The 22,577-nt window shown below is 68.0% G+C and carries 20 protein-coding genes and 1 tRNA gene; 10 read left to right on the forward strand and 11 right to left on the reverse strand.

All coding sequences use genetic code 11. The features are described 5' to 3' along the window. Positions 1-4 precede the first annotated feature (4 nt). The 7 genes from FK267_RS08870 to gndA all read right to left on the reverse strand — a co-directional run bounded on the left by FK267_RS08870 (position 5) and on the right by gndA (position 8,312). Positions 5-964 (reverse strand): aldo/keto reductase, encoded by a 960-nt coding sequence (locus FK267_RS08870; RefSeq protein WP_075379552.1) that lies wholly within the window; start codon positions 962-964, stop codon positions 5-7. Positions 965-1,128: 164 nt separating this feature from the next. Further along, positions 1,129-1,656: a MerR family transcriptional regulator gene (locus tag FK267_RS08875; RefSeq protein WP_009397704.1), complete on the reverse strand. Its 528-nt coding sequence runs from the start codon at positions 1,654-1,656 to the stop codon at positions 1,129-1,131. 317 nt (positions 1,657-1,973) lie between these two features. Beyond that, positions 1,974-2,450, reverse strand: coding sequence for a DUF151 domain-containing protein (locus FK267_RS08880; RefSeq protein ID WP_075379553.1), 477 nt, complete (start codon positions 2,448-2,450; stop codon positions 1,974-1,976). Positions 2,451-2,584: 134 nt separating this feature from the next. Further along, positions 2,585-3,349: a transcriptional regulator FtsR gene (gene ftsR, locus FK267_RS08885; RefSeq protein ID WP_141406965.1), complete on the reverse strand. Its 765-nt coding sequence runs from the start codon at positions 3,347-3,349 to the stop codon at positions 2,585-2,587. Continuing rightward, a complete protein-coding gene (locus FK267_RS08890) occupies positions 3,346-3,798 on the reverse strand; it encodes an FHA domain-containing protein (RefSeq protein WP_004564921.1) in 453 nt (150 codons plus the stop codon). The genes ftsR and FK267_RS08890 overlap by 4 nt, the downstream gene beginning before the upstream one ends. Positions 3,799-4,055: 257 nt before the next feature. After that, entirely contained in the window at positions 4,056-6,755 is a 2,700-nt protein-coding gene (pepN, locus tag FK267_RS08895) for an aminopeptidase N (RefSeq protein WP_141406966.1), read from the reverse strand. A gap of 81 nt (positions 6,756-6,836) precedes the next feature. Beyond that, on the reverse strand, positions 6,837-8,312 hold the full coding sequence (gndA, locus tag FK267_RS08900; protein ID WP_101587271.1) for an NADP-dependent phosphogluconate dehydrogenase: 1,476 nt from the start codon (positions 8,310-8,312) through the stop codon (positions 6,837-6,839). Between the two features lie 417 nt (positions 8,313-8,729). Here gndA and zwf point away from each other — a divergent pair, with 417 nt between their 5' ends. The 8 genes from zwf (at position 8,730) to FK267_RS08940 (ending at position 16,290) form a co-directional block, all read left to right on the forward strand. After that, positions 8,730-10,313, forward strand: a complete 1,584-nt coding sequence (gene zwf / locus FK267_RS08905; RefSeq protein ID WP_141406967.1) for a glucose-6-phosphate dehydrogenase — start codon at positions 8,730-8,732, stop codon at positions 10,311-10,313. Beyond that, entirely contained in the window at positions 10,310-11,281 is a 972-nt protein-coding gene (locus FK267_RS08910) for a glucose-6-phosphate dehydrogenase assembly protein OpcA (RefSeq protein WP_075374094.1), read from the forward strand. Before zwf ends, FK267_RS08910 begins: the two co-directional genes overlap by 4 nt. Continuing rightward, complete coding sequence (gene pgl, locus FK267_RS08915) at positions 11,274-12,068, forward strand: 6-phosphogluconolactonase (RefSeq protein ID WP_141406968.1); 795 nt, start codon at positions 11,274-11,276, stop codon at positions 12,066-12,068. Before FK267_RS08910 ends, pgl begins: the two co-directional genes overlap by 8 nt. 82 nt (positions 12,069-12,150) lie before the next feature. Continuing rightward, positions 12,151-13,212 (forward strand): HNH endonuclease family protein, encoded by a 1,062-nt coding sequence (locus FK267_RS08920; protein WP_141406969.1) that lies wholly within the window; start codon positions 12,151-12,153, stop codon positions 13,210-13,212. Positions 13,213-13,234: 22 nt separating this feature from the next. Next, positions 13,235-13,672, forward strand: coding sequence for an RNA-binding S4 domain-containing protein (locus tag FK267_RS08925; protein ID WP_141406970.1), 438 nt, complete (start codon positions 13,235-13,237; stop codon positions 13,670-13,672). 100 nt (positions 13,673-13,772) lie between these two features. Continuing rightward, positions 13,773-13,849: transfer RNA gene (locus FK267_RS08930), tRNA-Pro, on the forward strand. 473 nt (positions 13,850-14,322) lie between these two features. Beyond that, a complete protein-coding gene (locus FK267_RS08935) occupies positions 14,323-15,276 on the forward strand; it encodes a CAP domain-containing protein (protein ID WP_141406971.1) in 954 nt (317 codons plus the stop codon). A 144-nt stretch (positions 15,277-15,420) separates the two neighbouring features. Next, the gene (locus tag FK267_RS08940) at positions 15,421-16,290 is read left to right on the forward strand and encodes an HAD family hydrolase (protein WP_141406972.1); all 870 of its coding nucleotides are present in this window, start codon (positions 15,421-15,423) and stop codon (positions 16,288-16,290) included. A gap of 65 nt (positions 16,291-16,355) precedes the next feature. Here the strand turns inward: FK267_RS08940 and FK267_RS08945 are convergent, their stop codons facing one another. Further along, positions 16,356-16,652, reverse strand: a complete 297-nt coding sequence (locus FK267_RS08945) for a rhodanese-like domain-containing protein (protein ID WP_232622586.1) — start codon at positions 16,650-16,652, stop codon at positions 16,356-16,358. Between the two features lie 52 nt (positions 16,653-16,704). Continuing rightward, a complete protein-coding gene (pgi, locus tag FK267_RS08950) occupies positions 16,705-18,360 on the reverse strand; it encodes a glucose-6-phosphate isomerase (RefSeq protein ID WP_075379255.1) in 1,656 nt (551 codons plus the stop codon). A 299-nt stretch (positions 18,361-18,659) separates the two neighbouring features. On the opposite strand from pgi, the gene FK267_RS08955 reads away from it, so the two are divergent. Beyond that, on the forward strand, positions 18,660-18,881 hold the full coding sequence (locus FK267_RS08955; protein ID WP_232622587.1) for a hypothetical protein: 222 nt from the start codon (positions 18,660-18,662) through the stop codon (positions 18,879-18,881). A gap of 41 nt (positions 18,882-18,922) precedes the next feature. On the opposite strand, the gene FK267_RS08960 is transcribed toward FK267_RS08955, so the two are convergent. Then, complete coding sequence (locus tag FK267_RS08960) at positions 18,923-19,738, reverse strand: helix-turn-helix domain-containing protein (protein WP_075379257.1); 816 nt, start codon at positions 19,736-19,738, stop codon at positions 18,923-18,925. Between the two features lie 72 nt (positions 19,739-19,810). Here FK267_RS08960 and FK267_RS08965 point away from each other — a divergent pair, with 72 nt between their 5' ends. Then, the gene (locus FK267_RS08965) at positions 19,811-20,323 is read left to right on the forward strand and encodes a VOC family protein (protein WP_075379258.1); all 513 of its coding nucleotides are present in this window, start codon (positions 19,811-19,813) and stop codon (positions 20,321-20,323) included. 12 nt (positions 20,324-20,335) lie between these two features. Here FK267_RS08965 and der read toward each other — a convergent pair whose 3' ends face one another. Then, positions 20,336-22,495, reverse strand: coding sequence for a bifunctional cytidylate kinase/GTPase Der (gene der, locus FK267_RS08970; RefSeq protein WP_075379352.1), 2,160 nt, complete (start codon positions 22,493-22,495; stop codon positions 20,336-20,338). Between the last annotated feature and the right edge of the window lie 82 nt (positions 22,496-22,577).

The following is a 22,577-nucleotide window of genomic DNA, read 5'->3' on the forward strand; positions in this document are numbered from 1 at the left end:
CGGGTCAGGCGCACGCGGCGTCGGAGGCCCGGGTGAGAGCCCGGGTCTCCTCGTCACTGATCTCGAGCGTCAGCGCCTCCACGATCGGTCGCAGCTGACTCAGGTTGCGCGCCGAGGCCAAGGGAGCGGTGACACCGGGACGGTCACGCAGCCAGGCCAGAGCCACGGCTGCCGGCTCCACCCCGTGATCCGCCGCCACCCTGGCGACGGCCTCAACGACGTCATAGCACTCGGACCGCTGGTAGTCGGCTACCATCCCTGCCCTCTCACCACTGATCGGCTCATCCCGACGGTACTTCCCCGTGAGGAAGCCGGCGGCCAGGGCGAAGTAGGGCATGAGCCCCATACCGAGCTCGGCCGCCACCTGCCCCCTGGCGCCAGGGCCTTCGACGTCGTCTCGGTGGAGAAGGTTGTAGTGGGGCTGAAGGACAACGGGCCGTGCATACCCGTGTGCGTCAGCGATGGCGAACCACTGCCGGATGCGCTCAGGCGTGTAGTTGGACAGCCCCACGTGCCGGATCCTGCCGGCGAGCCGGGCCTCTTCGAAGGCGCCGACGGTCTCCTCCAACGGAGTCGACTCATCGTCGAAGTGGGCGTAGTAGATATCAACAACGTCAGTACGCAGCCGCGACAGCGACTCCTCCAGCGCCCGGCGGATATTATCCGCGCTCAGACCCGGACGGTCGGGTTTGGTGGATACCTTCGTGGCCAGAACCACGCGCTCACGGACAGGACGCGAGGCGAGCCAGGCACCGATCACGGTCTCCGACTCCCCTCCTGAGTTCCCCGGAGCCCAGTAGGAGTATCCATCAGCAGTGTCGATGAGGTTCCCGCCGCCGTCCAGGTAGGCGTCCAGCACCTGGAAGGAGGTCGCCTCATCGGCCGTCCAGCCGAAGACGTTACCTCCCAGCCCAATGGGGCTGATCCTCAGGTCGGCCAGGGTACGGGTGGGCGCTCCAGTCATCTTGCCTCCTGGTGTGAGAGCGCCGCCGAAAGCTGCACCGCGGCGACACTCGCCTTGTCATGAATCGGATCGACTCGGCCAGAATACGTTGAAGGCTGGAACCGTCTCCACGGTTCCAGCCTCAGCGAACAGGCGTTCTGATGGTGTTGTGCGCCTCGCAGTGCTCAGATGGCCTGCTGTCGCTTAGCGGCGCGACGCTTGGCCAGTTCGTCCTCAACCAGAGGAGTTCCGAGGGCCTGAGCGTGATCGACGGGGAGATCCGCCAGCGCTCCCTCGACCTCGTGCCACACCCGCCCCACGGCGATGCCGAAGACGCCCTGGCCGCCGGCGACCAGGTCGACGACCTCGTCGGCCGAGGTGCACTCGTAGACCGAGGCACCGTCGCTCATGAGGGTGATGGACGCCAGATCCTCGACACCGCGGGAGTGCAGGGCACTGACCGCCGTACGGATCTGCTGGAGCGAGACCCCGGTGTCCAGGAGGCGCTTGACGACCTTGAGAACCAGGATGTCGCGGAAGGAGTAGAGCCGCTGGGAGCCCGATCCCTTGGCGCTTCGAATCGACGGCTCAACCAGCCCGGTACGTGCCCAGTAGTCGAGCTGGCGATACGTGATGCCGGCGGCTCGGCAGGCCACCGGCCCGCGGTAGCCCGAGTCGGCATCAAGCTGGGGAAGCGGGTCACCGAACAGCATGCCCTGAGTACGCTGAGGCCTTGCTATCGCGCTGGCTTCATTCATGCTCACGACCTGCTCCTGTCGCCGGAAGAACACGCACCTGAAACTGGTGCGGCGGCCCGCCTCGTGCGGCCACGGCTCCACGATAGGGCCACTTGAGGCGATGCTCAACGAAGGGCGCGCCCCATCTCAGTGTGCCGTCAGGCATGAATCTCTAGGTGAGGTCGACAGTCGCGGTCCACACACCGACTATTCCCTGCGATACAGCCGATTCTCCGACAGGACAGCAGCGTCTATCAGTGACGCAGATTACAACTCTAGTCACATCAGTCACATCAGTCCCGCGTGTCGCCGTCGGCCAGGTCATCGGTCTGCGACAGCACTCGCTGCCACTGCTCGAGGCGCTCCGCACCGTGGTCGTCGCTGAGGTCCACAGCCCTCAGGCGCGTTAGCGAGCTGCTGGCGTGCACCGGGAACCGGTGGTATCCACTCAGGAGCAGCCCCTCTCCCGGAGTGCAGGCAACAGTCGTCACCCCGCTGGCGCGGGCGGGAGTCTCAACGACGAGCCTGGCGACGATACGCGCGTCATCGTCAACGTCGAGCTCAGTGCGCCCGATGCGACCGCCCAGTGCCTCGACGACATCATCAAGGAGCCTGGGCCATGAGGGCGAGCGGTGCGAGCCGTGGGCCTGCAGCACCAGCCCCTCGTGCGCCGTCACCGGAATGGCCAGCATCGTCGGTCCGCCGTCCTCCACGAGGACTGCGACCAAGCCGTCATCAGGATCGGTGGATCTGACACCCACCAACTGCATCAAGGGCACGTTCCAACCCTACGGGAGGTAGTCACCCCTGTCCCAGGAACGCGCAACCGATGCACGCTGACCTTCGTCGACACGCACCACCGGCCGGATGAACGCCTACCGGGCGTGCGTGCACGCACCCACCCTCAGCCCAGCGCGTCAACGGCGCAACGCAGCAGAATCGTGTGCAGATCCGCGACGAGCCCGGCCAGCTCCCGAGCCGTCTCCTCACCGGCGCTGCGCGAGCGTGACCGACGCGGAGCCACTGCCTGGTCGATCGTGTCCGCTTCCCGCTCAGCTGAGGCGCGTACCGCGCGCAGGTTGCGCAGGGGCACTCCCTTGCGGGTGATCTCCATGGCCAGGCGCACGGTCCTGAGATTCTGCTGACTGTAGCGTCCACGAACATCGGGACTGATGAGTCCGACCGCGACGAGCTCCTCGATCTGGGACTCACTGGCACCGGAGTGAGCCAGGAGCGCCTCCAGATCCATGGGGCCGTCGTCGACGATCCGGCCATCCCGGGCGACCACCCGGGCGACGGGCTGCGGGGCGGGGGCCTCGACGTCGGCGTCCAGCCGTGCCAGACGCTCACGAATGACGTGCAACGGAAGGTACTCGTCGCGCTGCACCGCCAAGGCGTAGCGCAGCCGCTCCAGGTCCGCCTGCGAGTAGCGACGGTACCCGTTGCCGACACGGTGAGGGCTGATGAGCCCCTCACCCTCGAGATAGCGAACCTTGGAGATCGACAGGGCAGGGAACTCCACCTTGAGGAGATCCACCACCTGCCCGATCTTCATCACAGGCTCTCGAGAGATGCCGCGGGGCCAGGTTTCGCCTGCCGGGCGCTCAGACGCCTCAAGCAAGGAGGAGGGGGCGTCTCGCTTCTTGCTTCGTGCGGTTGCAGCGCTCACCGAGACGCGGCTCCGCCCTGGGGGCCGGGGTGGTAGGTCATCCGGTACTTGCCGATCTGGACTTCGTCGCCGGAGCGGAGCGCCACTTGCTCCACACGCGTGCGGTTGACATACGTTCCATTGAGCGAACCGGAGTCACGGACGCCGTACCCGCCATCGGGCAGCGACGAGAAGACCGCGTGCTTCCTGGAGACGGTGACGTCATCGAGGAAGATGTCGGCACGAGGATGGCGCCCCACGGTGGTCTCCTCGGCGTCCAGGAGGAACCGCGCGCCGGTGGTCGGCCCGTGGTGGACCAGGAGAAGCGCCGTTCCCGACGGTAGGGCAGCGATCGCGGCGGCATCCTGCTGGCTCAGCCCCACCACCGGGGAGTCGACTGCGTTGGCGACGTCGACGACCCCGAAGGTCTGTGTGGAGGAGGGATCCTGCTCGATCGGACTGCTCGACATTATTCCTGCCCCTCGGTTCGTTGCGGCGCCCGGTGCGCCGCCTCAGGGACCACCATACCGTTCGTTGTACCGCCGTCGAGTCAACACCACGACACAACCCTCCATGATTGGCCAGCAGCCTACCCGCTGCACGCCCGCGACGATGCCCGCAAGGTGACTGGGAGCACCGATTGAAGGTCTCAAACAGGTCACGGTTCCGCATTGATGATACTCAGGCTAGGACAAAGGTCTCACGGGATGGAGATGGCCCGATCCCTTCAGAGAACCGCCGAGCCTGTGCGTCGAGCGGTCAGAGCGCGTCGCAGGTCGTCCAGGCTCTTGAGGATGAGCCGGCGCAGGGCCGACGGCGCCTCGGGGTGCGTCGCGAGCCAGTCCTCGACCGCTTGGGCATCCGCCTCGTCCCCGCAGGAGGGGAAGAGCCCGACGACCAACCGGGTAGCGATCTCCTGACCACGCTCGGCCCACAGCCCTTGGATCTCCCGGAGGTAGCGAGGGGTGAAGGACGCGGTCAGCTCACGGTGGGCGTCGACGGCGAAGCCGGCCACCAGGGCGTCGATGTGGTCGTTGCTCACCGAGGTGTCGCTGAGGAGCCTTTCGAAGACCTCGGCCTTGAGGTCCTGGTGGGGCATCGAGGTGGAGGCCTGCAGGTGATGGGTGATGCCGCTGGCCGTCGGGTCCGCCTTTCGCTGTGCCTCGAGCTCGTTGGCACTGACGGCGTCCAGCCGCGCCAGAGCGGTCAGGGCCCGCCACCGCATGTCGGCGTCCAGCTCCAGTCCGGGCAGGGCTCCGTCCAGGATCTCTCGTGCACGAGCGGCCACCTGGGCACTGCCCGCCTCACCGAGCAGCCGCGCCTGCCCTGCTGCCTCCAGCCAGGCGCGGACGCGCACGATCTGGGCGTCGGATCCCGGCGCGGCAGCACGGAGCCTGCCCCATCCGCCGGGCAGGACGGCCGGCTCCCCCTCCGTGGAGGGCCCGGTCGAGTCATCGGCCACGAGGCGTTCCAGGAGCGCACGACGCGTGTGCTGGTCGGCGTACCTGCAGGCGATCCGCAGCGCCTGGTTCAGCAGGACGGTCAGGGTGCTCGGCTCGGTGTCATCGTCGGCGTGCGCCAGAACTGCCTGGACGAACAGTGCCGCATCGATGACCGCGTCGCGGACGAGGTTGTGCAGCATCGACCAGGCCAAGGCCCTCGCCATGGGGTCACGCAGGGAGCCGAGCGAGGCGGTCAGGCATGACAGCGAGGTGTCGTCGGGCCGCACGACGGCGTAGGTGAGGTCCTCGTCGTTGACGATGACGAGATCGGGAGCGGGCAGCCCCACGGCCTCGACGACGTCGAGGCTCTCGGCCTCCAGGACCACCGGCAGGCGGTGGGTGCGTACCAGCGCTCCGTCCCCGTCGAAGGAGTACAGGCCGACGACGAGCGTGTGCGGACGCAGCACGCTCTGCCCGCTCACCGGGTCGATCCCCTCCTGCTGCAGGGTCAGGGAGACGATGCGTCCCTCATGAACGACCAGCTCGTCGGTGACGACCGAGGGGCCTGCGGTGTGGAGCCAGGCGCGAGCCCAGTTCTGCATGTCGCGGCCCGAGACCTGGGAGAGCACGTGCAGAAAGTCGTCCAGGGAGGCGTTGCCGTAGGCTCTGCGCTCGAAGAGGAGACCCGAGGCCTTGAAGAAGGCCTCCTGGCCGACGTGGGCGACGAGCTGCTTGACGACGGCGGCCCCCTTGGCGTAGGTGATGCCGTCGAAGGCCTGCCGGGCGGCCTCGACGTCGTCGACCCGGGCGACGATGGGGTGGGTGGTGGCCGGCCGGGAGTCCTCCAGGTAGGCCCAGGCCTTACGGGTGGAGGCGAAGCTCACCCAGGCCTCGGTGTAGCCGGCCGCCTCGGCCTCGGCCCAGGTGCCCTGGTGATCGGCGAAGGACTCCTTGAGCCAGGTGTCCTCCCACCAGGTGGGAGTCACGAGGTCGCCGAACCACATGTGACACATCTCGTGGAGGATCGTGTTGGCGCGTCCGGCCCTCTGGGAGCGGGTGACCGGCCCCCTGAAGAGGTAGAGCTCCTCGTTGAAGGTGACGCAGCCCGGGTTCTCCATGGCGCCGAGGTTGTACTCCGGGACGAGCACGCTGTCGTAGGAGTCCCAGGGAAAGCCGTAGGCGTAGGCCCGGTCATAGAGGTCCAGGCCGGCCTGGGTCAGGTCGAGGAGCTCTGCGGCATCGAGGTACTCGGCCAGGCTGGCTCGGCAGGACCAGGACAGCGGGATCGTCAGGCCCGGCCGGCTCGGGGACGCCCATTGCCCGGTCACTCGGTGCCAGGGGCCGGCCGCCAGTGCGGTGAGGTAGCTGGGCAGGGGCTTGGAGGCGGCGAAGGTCGTCGTCTCATAGCCGCAGTCCGTGCCGGTCGCGGCCTGGGGGCTCGATCCTCCTGCTTGCGGGCGGGTGTTGGACATGACTGTCCAGCCGCGGGGGTGCCTGACCTCCAGCGAGAAGCGGGTCTTGATGTCCGGCTGTTCCATGACCGGCCAGGCCCGGCGCGCGTCGGAGGGCTCGAAGTGGGTGTAGAGGTAGGTGGCGCCGTCGACCGGGTCGTGGAAGCGGTGCAGCCCCTGACCCGAGTTGGAGTAGAGGCCGCGCGCCGTGATCTCCACCGTGTGCTCGCCCGGGTCGAGGACGGGCAGCTCGATACGGGCCCCGTCCCAGGTCACCGGGGCGGGTTGCCCGTCGATGCTGAGGGAGTCGACCGTCTGCCCCACGAAGTCCACCCAGAGTCCTTCGGCGCGTTGCCTGATGTCCAGGCCCATCAGGCAACGCACGCTGAAGGCGACCTCGTGGCGGTCGATGGCCCCGGTGACATCGACGGCGACGTGGGTGGAGGGCACCTGGCACACGGAGGATCGCCAGGCGGCCTCCTCGTGACGCAGGTTCGTGGGGCTGTCGGAGCGGGCGGGCGCGGTGGTCGTCATGCGGCAAAATCTAGCGGCATGCGGTCGCGGCCGAGACCTCAGCGAGCCTGGTACGAGGTGGGTACCAGGCCTCGCCAAACCTCAGTCCCACTTCTCCTCGGTGCGCTCGGGCGTGGCCCACAGGGTGTGGTAGACGCCCTCGACATCATCGGTGCGGTGGTAGGTGTGCGAGCCGAAGAAGTCTCGCTGCCCCTGGATGAGGGCGGCCGGCAGGCGCCGGGAGCGCAGCTGGTCGACGTAGGCCAGGGAGGAGGCGAAGGCCGGGGCGGGGACGCCGGTGGTGGCGGAGGTGGCCACGACCTGGCGCCAGGCGGGCAGAACCTTCGCCAGGGAGGAGGCGAAGACCGGCGCCGTGAGCAGACTGGCCAGAGAGGGGTTCTCGGCGTAAGCACGGGTGATGTCGTCCAGGAAGCGGGCGCGGATGATACAGCCGCCTCGCCAGATGCGGGCCATGGCACCCAGGTCGATGTTCCAGTCGAACTGCTTGGAGGCGGTGGCGATCTCATCGAAGCCCTGGGCGTAGGCGGCGATCTTGGAGCCGTAGAGGGCCTGCTTGACGGCATCGACGAAGCCGCGTCGCTCCTCGGGGTCGGTCAGGGCCGTCTGCGTGGTTCCTGCAGCGATGTCAGCGGCCTGGACCGCGGCCCGCGCCGCGCTGGAGGAGGAGACCGCGCGTGCGAAGGTGGCCTCGGCGATGGCGGGCACGGCCACTCCCAGCTCGAGAGCCGTCTGGGTGGTCCACACGCCGGTGCCCTTCTGCCCAGCCGCGTCGACGACGACGTCGACGAAGGCCTCACCGGTGGCCGCATCGGTGTGGGACAGGACCTCGGTGGTGATGTCGATGAGGTAGGAGTCAAGCTCGGAGTCCTTCCAGGAGCGGAAGACCTCGGCGATCTCGGGGACCGTGAACCCGCCGACGTGCCGCAACAGGTCGTAGGCCTCGGCGATGAGCTGCATGTCGGCGTACTCGATGCCGTTGTGGACCATCTTGACGAAGTGGCCGGCACCGTCGGGACCGACGTGGGTGCAGCACGGCGTGCCGTCCACGTGGGCAGAGATGGACTCCAGCATCGGCCCCAGGCGGTCGTAGGACTCGGCGGTGCCGCCGGGCATGATCGAGGGGCCGTTGAGCGCTCCCTCCTCGCCGCCGGAGACCCCCATGCCCACGAAGTGCAGCCCGCGCTCACGCAGGGAGATCTCGCGGCGCCGGGTGTCGGTGTAGAGCGTGTTGCCGGCGTCGACGATGATGTCGCCGGGCTCCATGAGGGCGGCCAGCTCCTCGATGACCGCCTCGGTGGCCGCTCCGGCCTGGACCATGATGATGGCCACACGCGGCGTGCGCAGCGAGGCCACGAAATCTTTCAGATCAGCAGCGGGCACGAAGTCGCCCTCGGAGCCGTAGCGTTCGATGAGCCTCTCGGTGCGGGCCAGCGTGCGGTTGAAGACGGCGACCGCGTGGCCATGACGAGCCAGGTTGCGGGCCAGGTTCGCCCCCATCACCCCCAGCCCGAAGACACCGAGGTCGGCTGTGGCCGGTGCGGGGGTGAAGCTGGTCATGAAAGTCCTTTCCTGTGCCGCAGCCCCCTCATGACGGCGCTGCGATTCCAAGCCTTGGTGGCGGAGGATAATGGTTGCGCTCTGCGATAACGGCAACGGCGTGTCAACATTCCGGTTCACGACGCTGATGAGTACCGCCCGCACCTGTCAACCTCTGTGACCCTACCGCGTCCAGTCCTCGCGCACGAGGACCGTCCGTGGTTCAGACGTGTCGGCAACGGCGTGTGATGGCTCACGACAGGCCTGTCCCTGCCGGGTGAGCCGCCTGAGGTGGCGCTACAGTGACGGGTGCGGCCAGCACGGTTCCTCCAGGCGGTGCAGCGGCCCCGGCCGGGCCTGCGCTCAGGGCGCCGCAGTGCTCCGACGACCAGTCGGCGCCACCTGGTCCGCCGTTCGTCGAATCTCAGAAAGGCTGACGTGTCCAGCTCCGACTCTGCGACTCCGTTCCCGTCGTCGAGACCCGCGCGGGCGGTCAACCCGCTCCTCGACGCCCGTGACCTTCGCCTTCCGCGTATCGCGGACCCCTGCGTCCTGGTGATGTTCGGCATCACCGGCGATCTGGCTCGCCACAAACTCCTGCCCGCGATCTACGACCTGGCCAACCGAGGCCTGCTCTCCCCCAGCTTCTCCCTGGTGGGGGTCGGCCGGCGCTCCTGGTCCGACGACGACCTGCGCGCCTACGTGGAGAAATCGGCTCGAGAGGGCGCCCGTACCCCGTGGCGTCCCGCCATCTGGGAGCAGCTGGCAGCGGGGATGCGCTTCGTGGAGTTCGCCTCCTTCGAGGACGACGCCGCCTATGACCGGCTCACGGCCGTGGTGGATGACCTGGACGCCACCCGGGGCACGCGCGGCAACCGAGCCTTCTACCTGTCGATCCCTCCGGGGTGGTTCCCCGCCGTCACCGAACGCATCGCCCGCTCCGGGCTCGTGGAGGAGTCGGCCGAGGCCTGGCGCCGCGTGGTCATTGAGAAGCCCTTCGGGCACGACCGCGCCAGCGCCCGAGAGCTCGATGATCTCGTGGGACGTATCGTGCGTCCCGACGACGTCTTCAGAGTCGACCACTACCTGGGCAAGGAGACGGTGCAGAACATCCTGGCGCTGCGGTTCGCCAACACGATGTTCGAACCGCTGTGGAACCAGCGCTACGTCGACCACGTCCAGATCACGATGGCCGAGGACATCGGTATCGGAACCCGGGCCGGCTACTACGACACCATCGGCTCGGCGCGCGACGTCATTCAGAACCACCTGCTCCAGCTCCTGGCTCTGACCGCGATGGAGGAGCCCACCAGCATGGAGGCGGCCGCGGTGCGCCTGGAGAAGGAGAAGGTGCTCAACTGCGTGCGTCTGGAGCGCGACGGGGTGCTGGACCTGGACCTCACCACTGCCCGGGGCCGTTACGACGCCGGCTTCCAGGGAGGGCTGCCGGTGCGGGGCTATCTGGAGGAGGACGGCGTCGCCGCCGACTCCCGCACCGAGACCTTCGCCGCCCTGCGCCTGGAGATCACCAACCGTCGCTGGGCCGGCGTACCGTTCTATCTGCGCGCCGGTAAGCGCCTGACCCGCCGGGTCACCGAGGTCGCCGTCGTCTTCAAGCAGCCGCCGTTCCTGCCCTTTGAGTCGGCGGCCACCACGGCCGTGGGTGCCAACACCATCGTGCTGCGCATCCAGCCCGATGAGGGCATCACGCTGCGGCTGGCCTCCAAGGTGCCCGGAACCCAGATGGAGCTGCGCGACGTCTCCATGGACTTCGGCTACGGAGCCACCTTCAACGAGGAGTCCCCGGAGGCCTACGAGCGCCTCATCCTCGATGCGCTCCTGGGTGACGCCCCTCTCTTCCCCCACCAGCGCGAGGTCGACCTGTCCTGGCGCATTCTCGATCCCGTCATCGAGCACTGGAGCGCCGGTGGGAGTCCCGAGGGCTATCGCCCCGGCTCCTGGGGGCCGGCCAGTGCCCACGAACTCCTTGCCCGCGACGGCCGCACCTGGAGGCGCTCATGATTACCACACTGACCGCGACGACCACCTCCCGGATCGTCTCCCGGCTGGTGGAGCACGAGGGGACCTCCGGCTCCTCCCGGGTGCTGACTCTCGTGATCTCCACCGACGAGAAGGGCCTGGAGGACGCGCTGTGCGCCGCGCACGGCGCCAGCCGGGATCACCCCAGCCGCATCATCGCCGTCGTCAAACCGCCTGAGGAGGACGCTGTCGGTCGCGTGACTCCACGCAGCCGTGACGGACACGTCCCAGCCCAGGCCGGAGGGCACCTGGATGCCGAGATCCGCGTCGGTCACGACGCCGGTGCCGGCGAGACGCTGGTCCTGCGGCCCTGGGACGAAGCGGCTCTGCACACCGACACGCTGGTGGTGCCCTTCCTCCTGCCCGACGCCCCGGTGGTCGTGTGGTGGCCGACGACCGTCCCCGAGATCCCCTCGCAGGATCCCTTGGGACGCCTTGGCTCCACACGCATCACCAACACTCCCGCGCAGGACTTCCCGGCCAGGGCGCTGCGAGAGCTGGCACCGGTGAGCGTGCGCGGAGACATCGATCTGGCCTGGACCCGCATCACCCTGTGGCGCGCCATGGTGGCCTCCACCCTGGACCCGCTGCTGCGCGCGGGCAGCCTGCGAGAGCTCGTGGTGGCCGGCGAGCCGAGGAACTCCTCGCTCTCCCTCATGATCGCGTGGTTGCGGCTGCGGCTGGACGTACCGGTCACGAGAGTCGATGAGGAGGACTTCAAGGGCATCTCCTCCATTACCGCCAGAACCGACGACGGCGAGATCATCATCGCCCGCCATGACCTGGAGCGGGTCACGATCACGCGCCCCGGCTCCCCCGAGCCCCAGGTGGTCACGATGGCGCGGCGCGAGCCGGTCAGCACCCTCAACGAGGAGCTGCGCCGGCTCACCCCCGACCTCGTCTACCAGGAGGTCCTGGCCACGCTGCTCGAGGAGCCCGTCAATGACTGACACCGGTACCCCCCGCACCCGGGCCATCGCTGAGATCCAGGAGGCGGCTTCGGCCGCCGCCACGCCAGAGGTCATCGTGCTTCCCACACTGAGCGACGCCGCGCGCAGGGCCTGCCAGGACACCGTGCGGATCCTGGCCGCGGCGGTGACGGGCCGGGGAGTCGCCCACCTGGCGCTGACAGGCGGTTCCGGGGGGATGGCGCTGTCTGAGGCCCTTGCGCCGCTCATCGCCGCCCAGCCCGAAGAGGTGCGTCGCGCCATCCATCTGTGGTTCGGTGACGAGCGCTTCGTGCCCGCCGGGGACCCGGAACGCAACGATCTGCTGGCCACTTCCCTCATCGCCGCAGGCATCAGGGAGTCTCAGACCCACCGGCTGGCCGCTCCGAACGAGGTTGGTGGCCTGGATGAGGCGACCGCCCGCATGGCCCACGAGCTTATGTCGGCGGGTGTGGCCCACGGCGGCTTCGACGTCGTCCACGTGGGGCTGGGACCCGATGCGCACGTCTGCTCCCTCTTCCCCGGGCACCCGGCCGCGCTCGCGGTGGGAGTGCCCGCCGTGGCCGTGCGCAACTCGCCCAAGCCGCCTCCCGAGCGCTACTCCCTGACCTTCGATGCCTTGCAGCATGCCGGCCGGATCATGGTGGTGGCCGGCGGTGAGGGCAAGGCCGAGGCGGTCCGCCTGGGGCTGGGCGCTCCCGATGTGCTCAAGGCACCGGCCTCATGCTGCCGGGGGGAGCAGACCACCTGGTACCTGGATGAGCCGGCCAACGCTCTGATAACTGATTGAGTCTGATCCGGTCGCCCTGCCGGCGTGCTGCGGTCCGACGAGTTCGAGGATTCGTGTCGTCGGGTGAGGCTACCGTTGTCCCATGAACGCTTCCGGCCGGCTCCTGGCGCGCCTCACAGTGCTCGGCGCGCTCAGTGCGTCGGGGATGACAGCAGCTCTTCCCGTCCATGCCGATGATGCCTCGCCGGAGCCCTCCCAGAAGTCCGCAGCCACCGAGCTCGCCGCCCTCCATGAGGCGCCCTGGGACCGGAGAGGAGACTTCATCCTGTCCCTGAAGGCATCTCTTGAGGTGCTTTCGGAGCTGCCCGAGGACGCTCCGGCCGCCCATTCCTGGGCCGAGGGAGGTTCCCGAACCGGCTGGTTCGGTGAGGCATGGACCGACGTCGACGGTGACGGTTGTGACACTCGTAACGAGATCCTGGCCCGGGACCTGGAGGATGCCGACTTTTCGCGCGCCGACGGCCTTCAGTCCCGGGAGGAGGGACGTGGCCGGGGTGCGGGCGTGTGCCCGGACGCCACCGTCTGGGCGGGCGTCCTTCAGGATCCCTACACCGGCAGAAGGGTCACCTTCACACGCGGTCAGGAGAGCTCGGCGGCTGTCCAGATCGACCATGTGGTGCCGCTGAACTACCTCTACGCCCACGGAGCCTGGCAGTGGGATGAGCGCACCCGACTGCTGGTGGCCAACGACCCGCTGAATCTCGTCGCCGTTGAAGGCGAGGCCAATCAGGCCAAGGGCGCCTGCGGGCCGGCGAGCTGTCCCGTTGGTTCCACCGAGACCGGCAGCTGGCGGCCCACCGGACCGGGCGGCTGGTGGCCGGCCAACTCCTCCTACCGCTGCACCTACGCACGTCGCTTCGTCTCAGTGGCAGCCACCTACCGGCTTGGCCTGCCTCAGGCCGACAAGGCGGCGCTGAGCACCACCTTGAACAGCTGTCTCGCCGGTGGGGACGGGACCGCATCCCTCCCGGAACGCGCCGCGCGTAGCGCGAAGGAGGTCGGCTCCATGGTGTGGCACAGTCCCCGATACGCCGCACTGGCAGCACTCGGCGCCCTGGTTCTGGGCTGGGGACTCATCCTTCGAGGGAGACGCCGAGGGCGCGCAGTCTCACGGCGTCGGCGTCGTTCCATGTCCCGCCAATGAGCCGTCTGCTTAGGATGCCGCCATGGCAGCTCACCCCCGTTCCGCCTCCAGCGGCAACAACGCGCCAAGTGCACCGACGTCGGCTCGTATCGACGTCTGGCTGTGGAGCGTGCGGCAGATCAAGTCCCGTTCGGCGGCGACGAGCGCCTGCAAGGCGGGGCATGTACGCATCAACGGAGAGACCGCCAAGCCCGCCCAGCACGTCTCGGTGGGGGACGAGGTCCGCTACCGGGTCGATGGCTTCGACCGGCTACTGACCGTCACTCGAATCCTCACCAAGCGGGTGGGTGCCCCCATCGCCCGCACCGCGTACATCGACTCCTCTCCCGCTCGCCCGTCGCCCCTGGATGCACCGGCAGCTGTCATCCGAGATCGCGGGGCAGGACGGCCCACGAAGAAGGAGCGTCGTCAGCTCGACGCCCTCATGGGAGGCGGACGCCATCAGGATGACCGCGTCTGACGCGCCGGGGTGAGCGGCCTCACCGCCAGCAGATTTCGGAACGAGCCGCCCCATGGGTTAAAGTTCTGCTCGTTGCAAGCGGCCCGAAGCCGCGAGTCAACGGGCTGTGGCGCAGTTTGGTAGCGCACTTGACTGGGGGTCAAGGGGTCGTGGGTTCAAATCCCGCCAGCCCGACCAGAACAAAGGTCCGCACTCTTTCAAAGGAGTGCGGACTATTTTGTTGACAGCACTTCGGCAGCAGACGTTCACATTCTTCCGATGCCACCCTTATCAACACAAGCCACATTTGCATCCCACATAACAACCATTAGGCTAATTTAAGCCGATGAGCCCGATAGCAATTTACCGACCTTTAATCACGATCTAGTCAACGTTGCAATGACGGCGATCACCCAGCCTGCCCGCCGCCTGCGGCCAGTTTTCATTGGTATCTCAAGACGAAAGAACTACCCCTTGCGGTCGGTCACATGATTCAGCCGCGCGACGAATTCGGTCAGAAAAGTCACAACCGAATAACATGCATGGCCGACGCGACTGTGGTTGAGTGAACACCGACATCAAGGGTGTCTCACAGCATCCTGCGCGTCGACTCATCGTCGATTGTGCAAATCAGACTGTGTTCTCATATTCCCGATCAGAGAGAACGACACATGAACATCAAGCGCGTCATCGCCGCAGCTGCGCTCACCGTCGTGCCGCTGACCGCCTCCTCGGCCGCACTGGCCGCTCCGGCCGCCCCTCAGGGCGCACCTGCAGCCGCCGCCGCTGTTCCCGCCCAGGTGACCTCGGAGGGGGCCCAGTACGCCGACACCGTCCTGAACAAGGTCAACGAGCTGCGCAGCAGCCTGGGCCGTCAGCCCGTGACCCGGTACCAGGAGCTCGACGCCGTCGCACAGGACTGGTCCGAGCAGCAGGCCGCCGCCAACAACATGAGCCACCGTCCCGACTTCACGTCGGTCTACCCCAAGGGCTGGACCACCGGCTCCGAGAACGTGGCCTGGCGTACCGCGGGTGGCGACACCGGCGCGCTGATCTTCGACCAGTGGCTCAACTCCCCCGGCCACTACAAGAACATGACCGACCCGGACGTCAACTCCATCGGCATCGGTTTCGCCCAGACCTCGGACGGCAGGTGGTACGCCACCCAGAACTTCGCCGCCTACAACGTCAGCAACTCGACGCTGACCCCGTCGACCACGACGACCACCAACACCACCACCACGACGACGAAGAGCAACACCCCGCCGAAGACGAACGACAACCCGCCGGCGGACACCCCGGCCACGGAGCCGACCCCGGAGACCACATCGTCGACGCCGTCCACCGAGACGACTGCTCCGGCCCCGGTTGTTCCTCCCACGACGGAGTCCACCCCTGCTGCTCCGACGGCCTCCGCTCCGGCCACCACGGTGACCACTGAGACCGTCACGACCACCGGTTCCCCGGCCAAGCCGTCCGCGACTCCTGTCGTTGCGGCTCCTCGCACCACCCCGACGAAGCCCGCCCTGGCCACCACTGGTCCGAGCATTGCCGTCGCCGTCGCCGCCGCCGGCCTGCTGGGCACCGGCGCCGTCCTCGTCATGCGTCGCCGCCAGGCCAGCTGACTGAGCTGAAGGCTCTCAGAGCGCGAGCCGTTCCTCTGACGGGCGCCTGTTGGTCCACTGATCGGTGTGGGCCGGCAGGCGCCCGTCTTGTGCGCGCCTCACGCCGTGCTGACATGGACGCGTCATCCTTGAGAGGATGACGCCGTGAAGCACCTTCCCCTGGAACCCGAGCTCCTCGCAGCGTTGCCCTCGCAGATCGATCTCCGTCTTGTCGTCACCGACATGGACGGAACTCTCCTTGATGGTCAGGGGCGTGTTCCCGCCGGGCTGCTGGAGGCAGTCGAAGACATGCGAGCCGCCGGCATCGTCTTCGCTCCTGCCTCGGGCAGGCAACTGGCGAACCTGCGTGCGGTCCTGGGCTCCGCCGTCGAGGACTCACCACTGATCGCAGAGAACGGTTCCTTCGTCGTTCACGGCGGTGAGGAGATCCACTCCGACACCATCAGCGCCCAGGACGCCGAGGCCGCCATCACCACCACCCGCCACCTGGTCGACTCCGGGTACGACGTCGGCGCGGTTGTGGCCTGCAAGCACTGCGCCTACATCGAGCGCTCGGATGCGGCCTTCCTGGAACAGACCGGGTTGTACTACGAGGCGCTGGAGATCGTCGAGGACCTGACCGCCATCGCCCTGGATGAGGTGCTCAAGGTCGCGGTCTTCGACTTCGACGACGTTGAGAACGGCAGTTCTCAGGCGCTGACCGCTGCGGTTCCGCACGTGCAGACCGTCGTCTCCGGGTTGCACTGGACGGACATGATGTCGGCACAGGTTTCCAAGGGGCGGGCCCTGGCGGCGCTTCAGGCCAGGCTCGGGGTCCTCCCGGAGCAGACTGCCGTCTTCGGGGACTACCTCAACGACCTGGATCTCTACGACCACGCGGACCTGGGCTTCGCCATGCGCAATGCCCACCCCGGCATCCATGCCGCAGCGGCGTACACGGCGCCCGCCAACACCGAGGACGGTGTCCTGCGTACAGTCGAGGAGCTGCTCAGGCGCTCTCGAAGACAAGGCTGAGATACGCGGGACGGCCCCGAACCGGTCAGTCCGAGGCCGTCCCGATGGGTTGGTTGCCCGCCGGGTTACTGACCCAACCAGGCCTTCATGCCGCCGCTGACGTTGAGCAGCTCGCCGGTGTAGCCGGCCGCGGTCAGAGCCGTGACCGCCTTGGCGGAGCGCACTCCGCCGGCACAGATGACCGCAGTGGGGCGAGACACATCGAGCTCTCCCATCCGGTCGGCCACCTCACCCAGCGGGATGTTGACTGAACCGGGGATCGCCGTGCGCGCCACCTCATCGGGCTCACGCACGTCAAGGACCACCAGGTCCTCCCCCGCCTCGAGCCGACGCCGCAGCTCATCGACGTTGATTTCCTTCACGATGTCCTCCTCAACGGGATATCAGACAGAGTATTCGGCTGGTCTGGCCGGGCTAGCGGCGCAGGCTGCGGTAGCGGGTGATGAGGCCCCGGGTGGAGGCGTCCTGCCCTGCGAGGGCCTCCTCGTCGCCCTGGACGGCGGGGGCGATCTCGAGGGCCAGCTTCTTGCCCAGCTCCACCCCCCACTGGTCGAAGGAGTCGATGCCCCACACGATGCCCTGGGTGAAGGTGATGTGCTCGTAGAGGGCGATGAGCTCTCCGACGACCGCAGGCGTCAGCGCCGGGGCGAGGATCGAGGTGGTCGGCTTGTTGCCGGCGAAGACGCGGGCCGGGACGATCTCCTCGGCGGTGCCCTCGGCACGCACCTCATCGGCGGTCTTGCCGAAGGCGAGCGCCGCAGTCTGGGCCAGGTAGTTGGACAGGAACAGCTCGTGGACGTCCACTCCCCCGTCCTTGGTGGGGTGCGCGGGATTGGCCACGGCGATGAAGTCCGCGGGGATGAGCTGGGTGCCCTGGTGGATGAGCTGGTAGAAGGCGTGCTGGCCGTTGGTTCCCGGCTCGCCCCAGAAGACCTCGCCGGTCTCGGTGGTCACGGGGCTGCCGTCCCAGCGCACGGACTTGCCGTTGGACTCCATGGTGAGCTGCTGGAGGTAGGCGGGGAAGCGGTGCAGGTACTGGGCGTAGGGCAGGATGGCGTGGGAGCCGGCCTTGAAGAAGTTGACGTACCAGACGTTGAGCAGGCCCATGAGCATGGGGACGTTCTCGGCCGGGGCCTTGGTGGCGAAGTGCTCGTCAACGGTGTGGAAGCCGGAGAGGAAGTCGGCGAAGTTCTCCGGGCCGATGGCCACGGCTAGGACCGTACCGACGGCAGAGTCCACCGAGTAGCGTCCACCCACCCAGTTCCAGAAGCCGAAGGCGTTGGCCGGGTCGATGCCGAACTCGGCGACCTTGTCCAGGGCGGTGGAGACGGCCACGAAGTGCTTGGCGATGGCGCCGTCGGTCTCAATGCCCTTGGCCTGGAGGGCGGCCAGGAACCAGTCGCGGGCCATGCGGGCGTTGGTGAGGGTCTCCAGGGTGGTGAAGGTCTTGGAGGCGATGATGAACAGGGTCGTCTCCGGGTCGAGGTCCGCGACCTTCTCGGCACAGTCGGTGGGGTCGATGTTGGAGATGAAGCGGCACTCAAGGCCCTTCTGCACGTAGGGCTTGAGGGCCTCATAGACCATGACGGGGCCGAGGTCGGAGCCACCAATGCCAATATTGACGACCGTCTTGATGGGCTTGCCGGTGATGCCGGTCCACTCCCCCGAGCGCACGCGTCGGGCGAAGGCGTAGATCTTCTCCAGGACCTCGTGAACGTCGGCGACGACGTCCTGGCCGTCCACGGTCAGGGAGTCGGCGGCCGGGCGGCGCAGGGCCGTGTGGAGAACGGCACGGTCCTCGGTGATGTTGATGTGCTCGCCGGCGTACATGGCGTCGCGGCGGCCCGGGACGTCCACCTGCTCGGCGAGCTCGACCAGGGCGTCGCGGACGTCGTCGGTCAGCAGGTTCTTGGACAGGTCGACGTAGAGGTCTCCCAGCTCGTAGGAGAAGCGCTCGGCGCGCTCGGGATCATCGGCGAACCAGGCGCGCAGGTCCGGGGTCATGGTGTCGTGGAGCTCGGTGAGGCGCTTCCAGGCGGGCGTGGTGGTGGGGTCAACCGGATTCAGCATGGCTACAGTCTATGGGTGTTGCGGCCACGCGCCACTGTCCGGTGCCAACCGTTCTCACGCTCGCGGCGTCCTGATGGTTCTTGACGCGCCGGCGCGGGATCCTCAAGGCTGCCCCGTACGATGAGGCGATGGAACCTTCTTCAGCCGACCTCCAGAGAACAGGCGGGTGGCTGCCTCTGACACTCACCTGCCTCGGAACGGTTGTTGTGCTTGTGTCACTGGCAGTAGGCGTCATCGCAACGACCAGCTGGCAGAACACCTACGAGCTCCCCGCGTGTCCCCCGGAAGACGTGAGCTGCTTGGGTCAGACCCGCGAGGTTGTGGACAAGAACCCGGCCATCCTGTTGCTGGGAGTTGTGACCCTCCTGCTGGCTGCAGCCGATATGTGGGCGCTGGTCCAGATGCGACGGCACCGCACGACGCGCTGGGTGCAGGTCTCCTGCGCACTGCTGACACTGAGTGTGCTGATGACTCTGAGCACCCTGACGGCATGGTGGAGCTTCCGCTCCCTGAACTATTGATCGAGCGGTGCAGCCCGAGGCTCGAGACCACTACCGGTCACTTACCGGTCACTGAGATACTGACGATCGCTGATGGTCTGCTGCCGGTACTGGCTCGGTGAGAGCCCCAGGACGCGTCGGAAGTCGGCGGTCAGGTGGGCGTGGTCCGCGTAGTCGAGCTCGGCGGCCACCTGCGCAACGGTGACGGACGAATCCTCCCGGAGCCGCTGTGCCGCCTCTTGGAGCCGGTAGCGTCGGATCACTGCGAGTGGGGGCAGGCCGATGTACTTCTCACAGAGGCGTTGGAGACTTCGGATAGAAAGATCGAGGTGTCTCGCCAACTGATCGACGCGCAGGACGCTTCTGTCGGAGGCGACGACGTCCTCCATCTTGTTGGCGATGAGCGCCATCACCTGTGGCGGCCCGGTGTGCTGCGCCACCCAGTCTGCCAGCGCACTGGCGGCACGTTGTCCACCCCTCGTCGTGTTGGTATCGGCCATGGCGTCGGCAACCGCAGCGCTCAGGTCAGGGTCCTCGAGCGGCCGATGGGAGTTACGGATCAGGGACGGGGAGCACAGCGCACCCGCTGCCGCAGGCCTGAGAAGGGCCCCGACGGCCCATCCTCGGCCTTCCAGTTCACGATAGGAGATGCTCGTCATCGGGCCGTGCAGAGCAATGCCATCGGGCTCGACAACGAGGTTGCAGGCGGGGAACGGGAGCACCTCCTGGCGGTCCCGTTGCCCTGCAGGCAGGTCCCAGCGAGGAATCCAGATCCAGCGGACGCGGTCGGCCAGTGCCTCGGGGACAGGCTGGCGGTGAAAAGTCGGAAGCCTGGAGGGATAGAGGATCCCCCGTCGATCAGCGGTCGTCTCGGGCACGGCTCCTCACCTTTCCGGAGCTGTCGCAGATCTTCAAGCGAAGGTACCTCCATCGTTCCTACAGTCGTTGGCATGAGTACACGCAACGTATCCGGGGTCACTGGTCAGTACACGATTGATGGGACTCCGCACGGCTTCACCAGCATCACACCGTTTCTGGCGGTTGACGGCGCCGACCGGGCGCTTCGGTTCTATCGCGACATCTTCGGGGCGCGCATCGTGGACAGTGTGGAGATGGAGGGGACGGTCGTCCACGCGGAGCTCGACTTCGGTCACAGGAGGCTCCAGATCGGTGAGCCCTCAGCCTTGTCCGGTCTGGTTGCGACTCCGTCGGATGAGCCGGTCTGCTACTCGATCCGCCTGTACTGCCCGGATGTCGACGCCGCCGTTGAGCGGGCCACTGCCGCCGGTGCGACCTTGCTGGAACCGCCCGACACCTTCGTGTCCGGGGACAGGTTCGCCTCCATCCGCGATCCCTTCGGCGTGCGGTGGTCGATCATGACCCGGGTCGAGGACCTGTCCGAGGAGGAGAGCTCCGCCCGTGTTGCCGCGTGGGCCAAGGAGCAGGCCGGTTCCGACAGCTGATCCCTTCCGGGCTCAGCGCCGCTGGCGCTTCTCGCGCACGCGCACCCCGATCTGGATGGGGGTGCCGGTGAATCCGAATTCCTCACGCAGGCGGCGCTCGATGAAGCGCCGGTAGCCGGCGTCGAGGAAGCCGGTGGTGAAGATGACGATCCGGGGCGGGGCCACCTGCACCTGGGTGGCGAAGAGGATGCGGGGCTGCTTGCCGCCACGCACCGGGTGCGGGGTGGCCGACTGCAGCTGGCCCAGGAACCCGTTGAGGCGCCCTGTGGGCACGCGCGTGGTCCAGCCTTCCAGGGCGGCGTCGAGGGCGCGCACGAGCCGGTTGGTGTGCCAGCCGGTCCGGGCGGCCAGGTTGATGTGGGGCGCCCAGGAGACGTGGGCCAGGTCGTGCTCAACCTCCCACAGGAGCATCTTCTGGCGCTCCTCGTCCACCAGATCCCACTTGTTGTTGACCAGGACCAGGGCGCGGCCGGCGTCGACGGCCTGCTGGACGACGCGCACGTCCTGCTCGCTGATGGGCTCGGAGGCGTCCAGGAGGACGACGGCGACCTCGGCCTTGTCAATGGCGCCCTGCGTGCGCAGCACCGCGTAATAGTCCGCGCCCCGTGACTGCTTGACGCGCCGACGGATCCCCGCGGTATCGACGAAGACCCACTGGCGCCCGTCGAGCTCGATGATCTCATCGACCGGGTCACGGGTCGTGCCGGCGGTCTCGTTGACGACGACGCGCTCCTGGCCCGCGATGGAGTTCAGCAGAGAGGACTTGCCGACGTTAGGACGCCCCACGAGGGCGATGCGATGCAGGTCCCCCTCCGGCGCTGCGGTGGCCACGGCGGAGACCTCCGGGAGGACCTCCATGACGGCGTCGAGGACCTCGCCACTGCCCCGGCCGTGCAGCGCCGAGACCGGGAAGGGCTCGCCCAGCCCCAGGTTCCACAGGGTGGCGGCGTCCCCCTCCTGGGCCGGGGAGTCGACCTTGTTGGCGGCCAGCACCACCGGCTTGCCGCTGCGGCGCAGCATCCGCACCACGCGGGCATCGGTCTCGGTGATGCCGACCTGGGCGTCGACGACCAGCAGGACGGCGTCGGCCATCTCCACGGCGATCTCGGCCTGGGTGGCCACGGCGGCGTCGAGACCGGCCACGTCCACCTCCCAGCCGCCGGTGTCGACGATGGTGAAGCGGCGCCCTGCCCACTCCGCCGGGTAGGAGACCCGGTCGCGGGTGACACCGGGGGTGTCCTGGACGACGGCCTCGCGGCGGCCCAGGACCCGGTTGACGAGTGTCGACTTGCCCACGTTGGGCCGGCCGACGACGGCCAGGACCGGCAGCCCGGGCTCGATGCTGTCACCGGTGGGCAGGCCGCCGTCGGCCTCCAGGAGGGCGAGGTCCTCCTCATCGAGCTCGTAGTCGGCCAGGCCCGCCCGCATGGCCTGGGCCCGCAGGTCCTCCTCGGCGTCCCGCTGGGCGGCGGCGTCGGCGGCCTCCTCCACCAGGTCCAGGACCCGTTCGACGGACTGCTCCAGGGTCAGCTCGGAGGTGTCCACCAGGGTGACGCCCTCGGGTGCGGTGAGGAACTGGGAGACCGTGGCGTCGTCGCGGTCGCGGCGCACCACCTGGTCGCGCAGGGCGTCGGCGTCGACCTGCTTGCCGGCGGCCTCCAGGTCCCCGGCGCGGCGGGCCAGGCGGGCCTCCTCCGATGCGGTCACCAGCAGGCGGGCGTCGGCGTCGGGCGCGATGACGGTGGTGATGTCACGTCCCTCGGCCACGATGCCGGCGCCCTCGGAGAAGGACCCGGCCTGCCCGGTCGCCTCGAAGCGGATGATCTCGCGCTGGCGGCGCGCCAGCTCGGCGCGCACCTCGAGGTTGGTGGCGACCTTCGAGACGACAGTGGCGATGTGCGGGTCGCGGATCGCGGTCGATACGTCTGTGCCGTCCACGGTGAAGGTCGGGTGCTCGGGATCCAGCCCCATGTGCAGGGGCATCGCAGCGACGGCCTCGGCGACGGCGGCCCCGTCCTCCAGGTCGATCCCCTCGTGCTCGCACCACCAGGCGGCGGCCCGGTACATGGCACCGGTGTCCAGGTAGGCCAGTCCCAGCTCGGCGGCGACGCGCCTCGAGACGGTGGACTTGCCCGATCCGCTTGGTCCGTCGATCGCAACGACGATTCCCATGGTGCCCTCCATCAGGGTCCGATTGACGGTCATGAACTGGGCCAAGCGTCCCACACTCCGGCGCGGTACCGCGGATCAGGTC

It is taken from the genome of Actinomyces oris (assembly GCF_006546825.1).
In the GTDB taxonomy this organism is placed as follows: domain Bacteria; phylum Actinomycetota; class Actinomycetes; order Actinomycetales; family Actinomycetaceae; genus Actinomyces; species Actinomyces oris.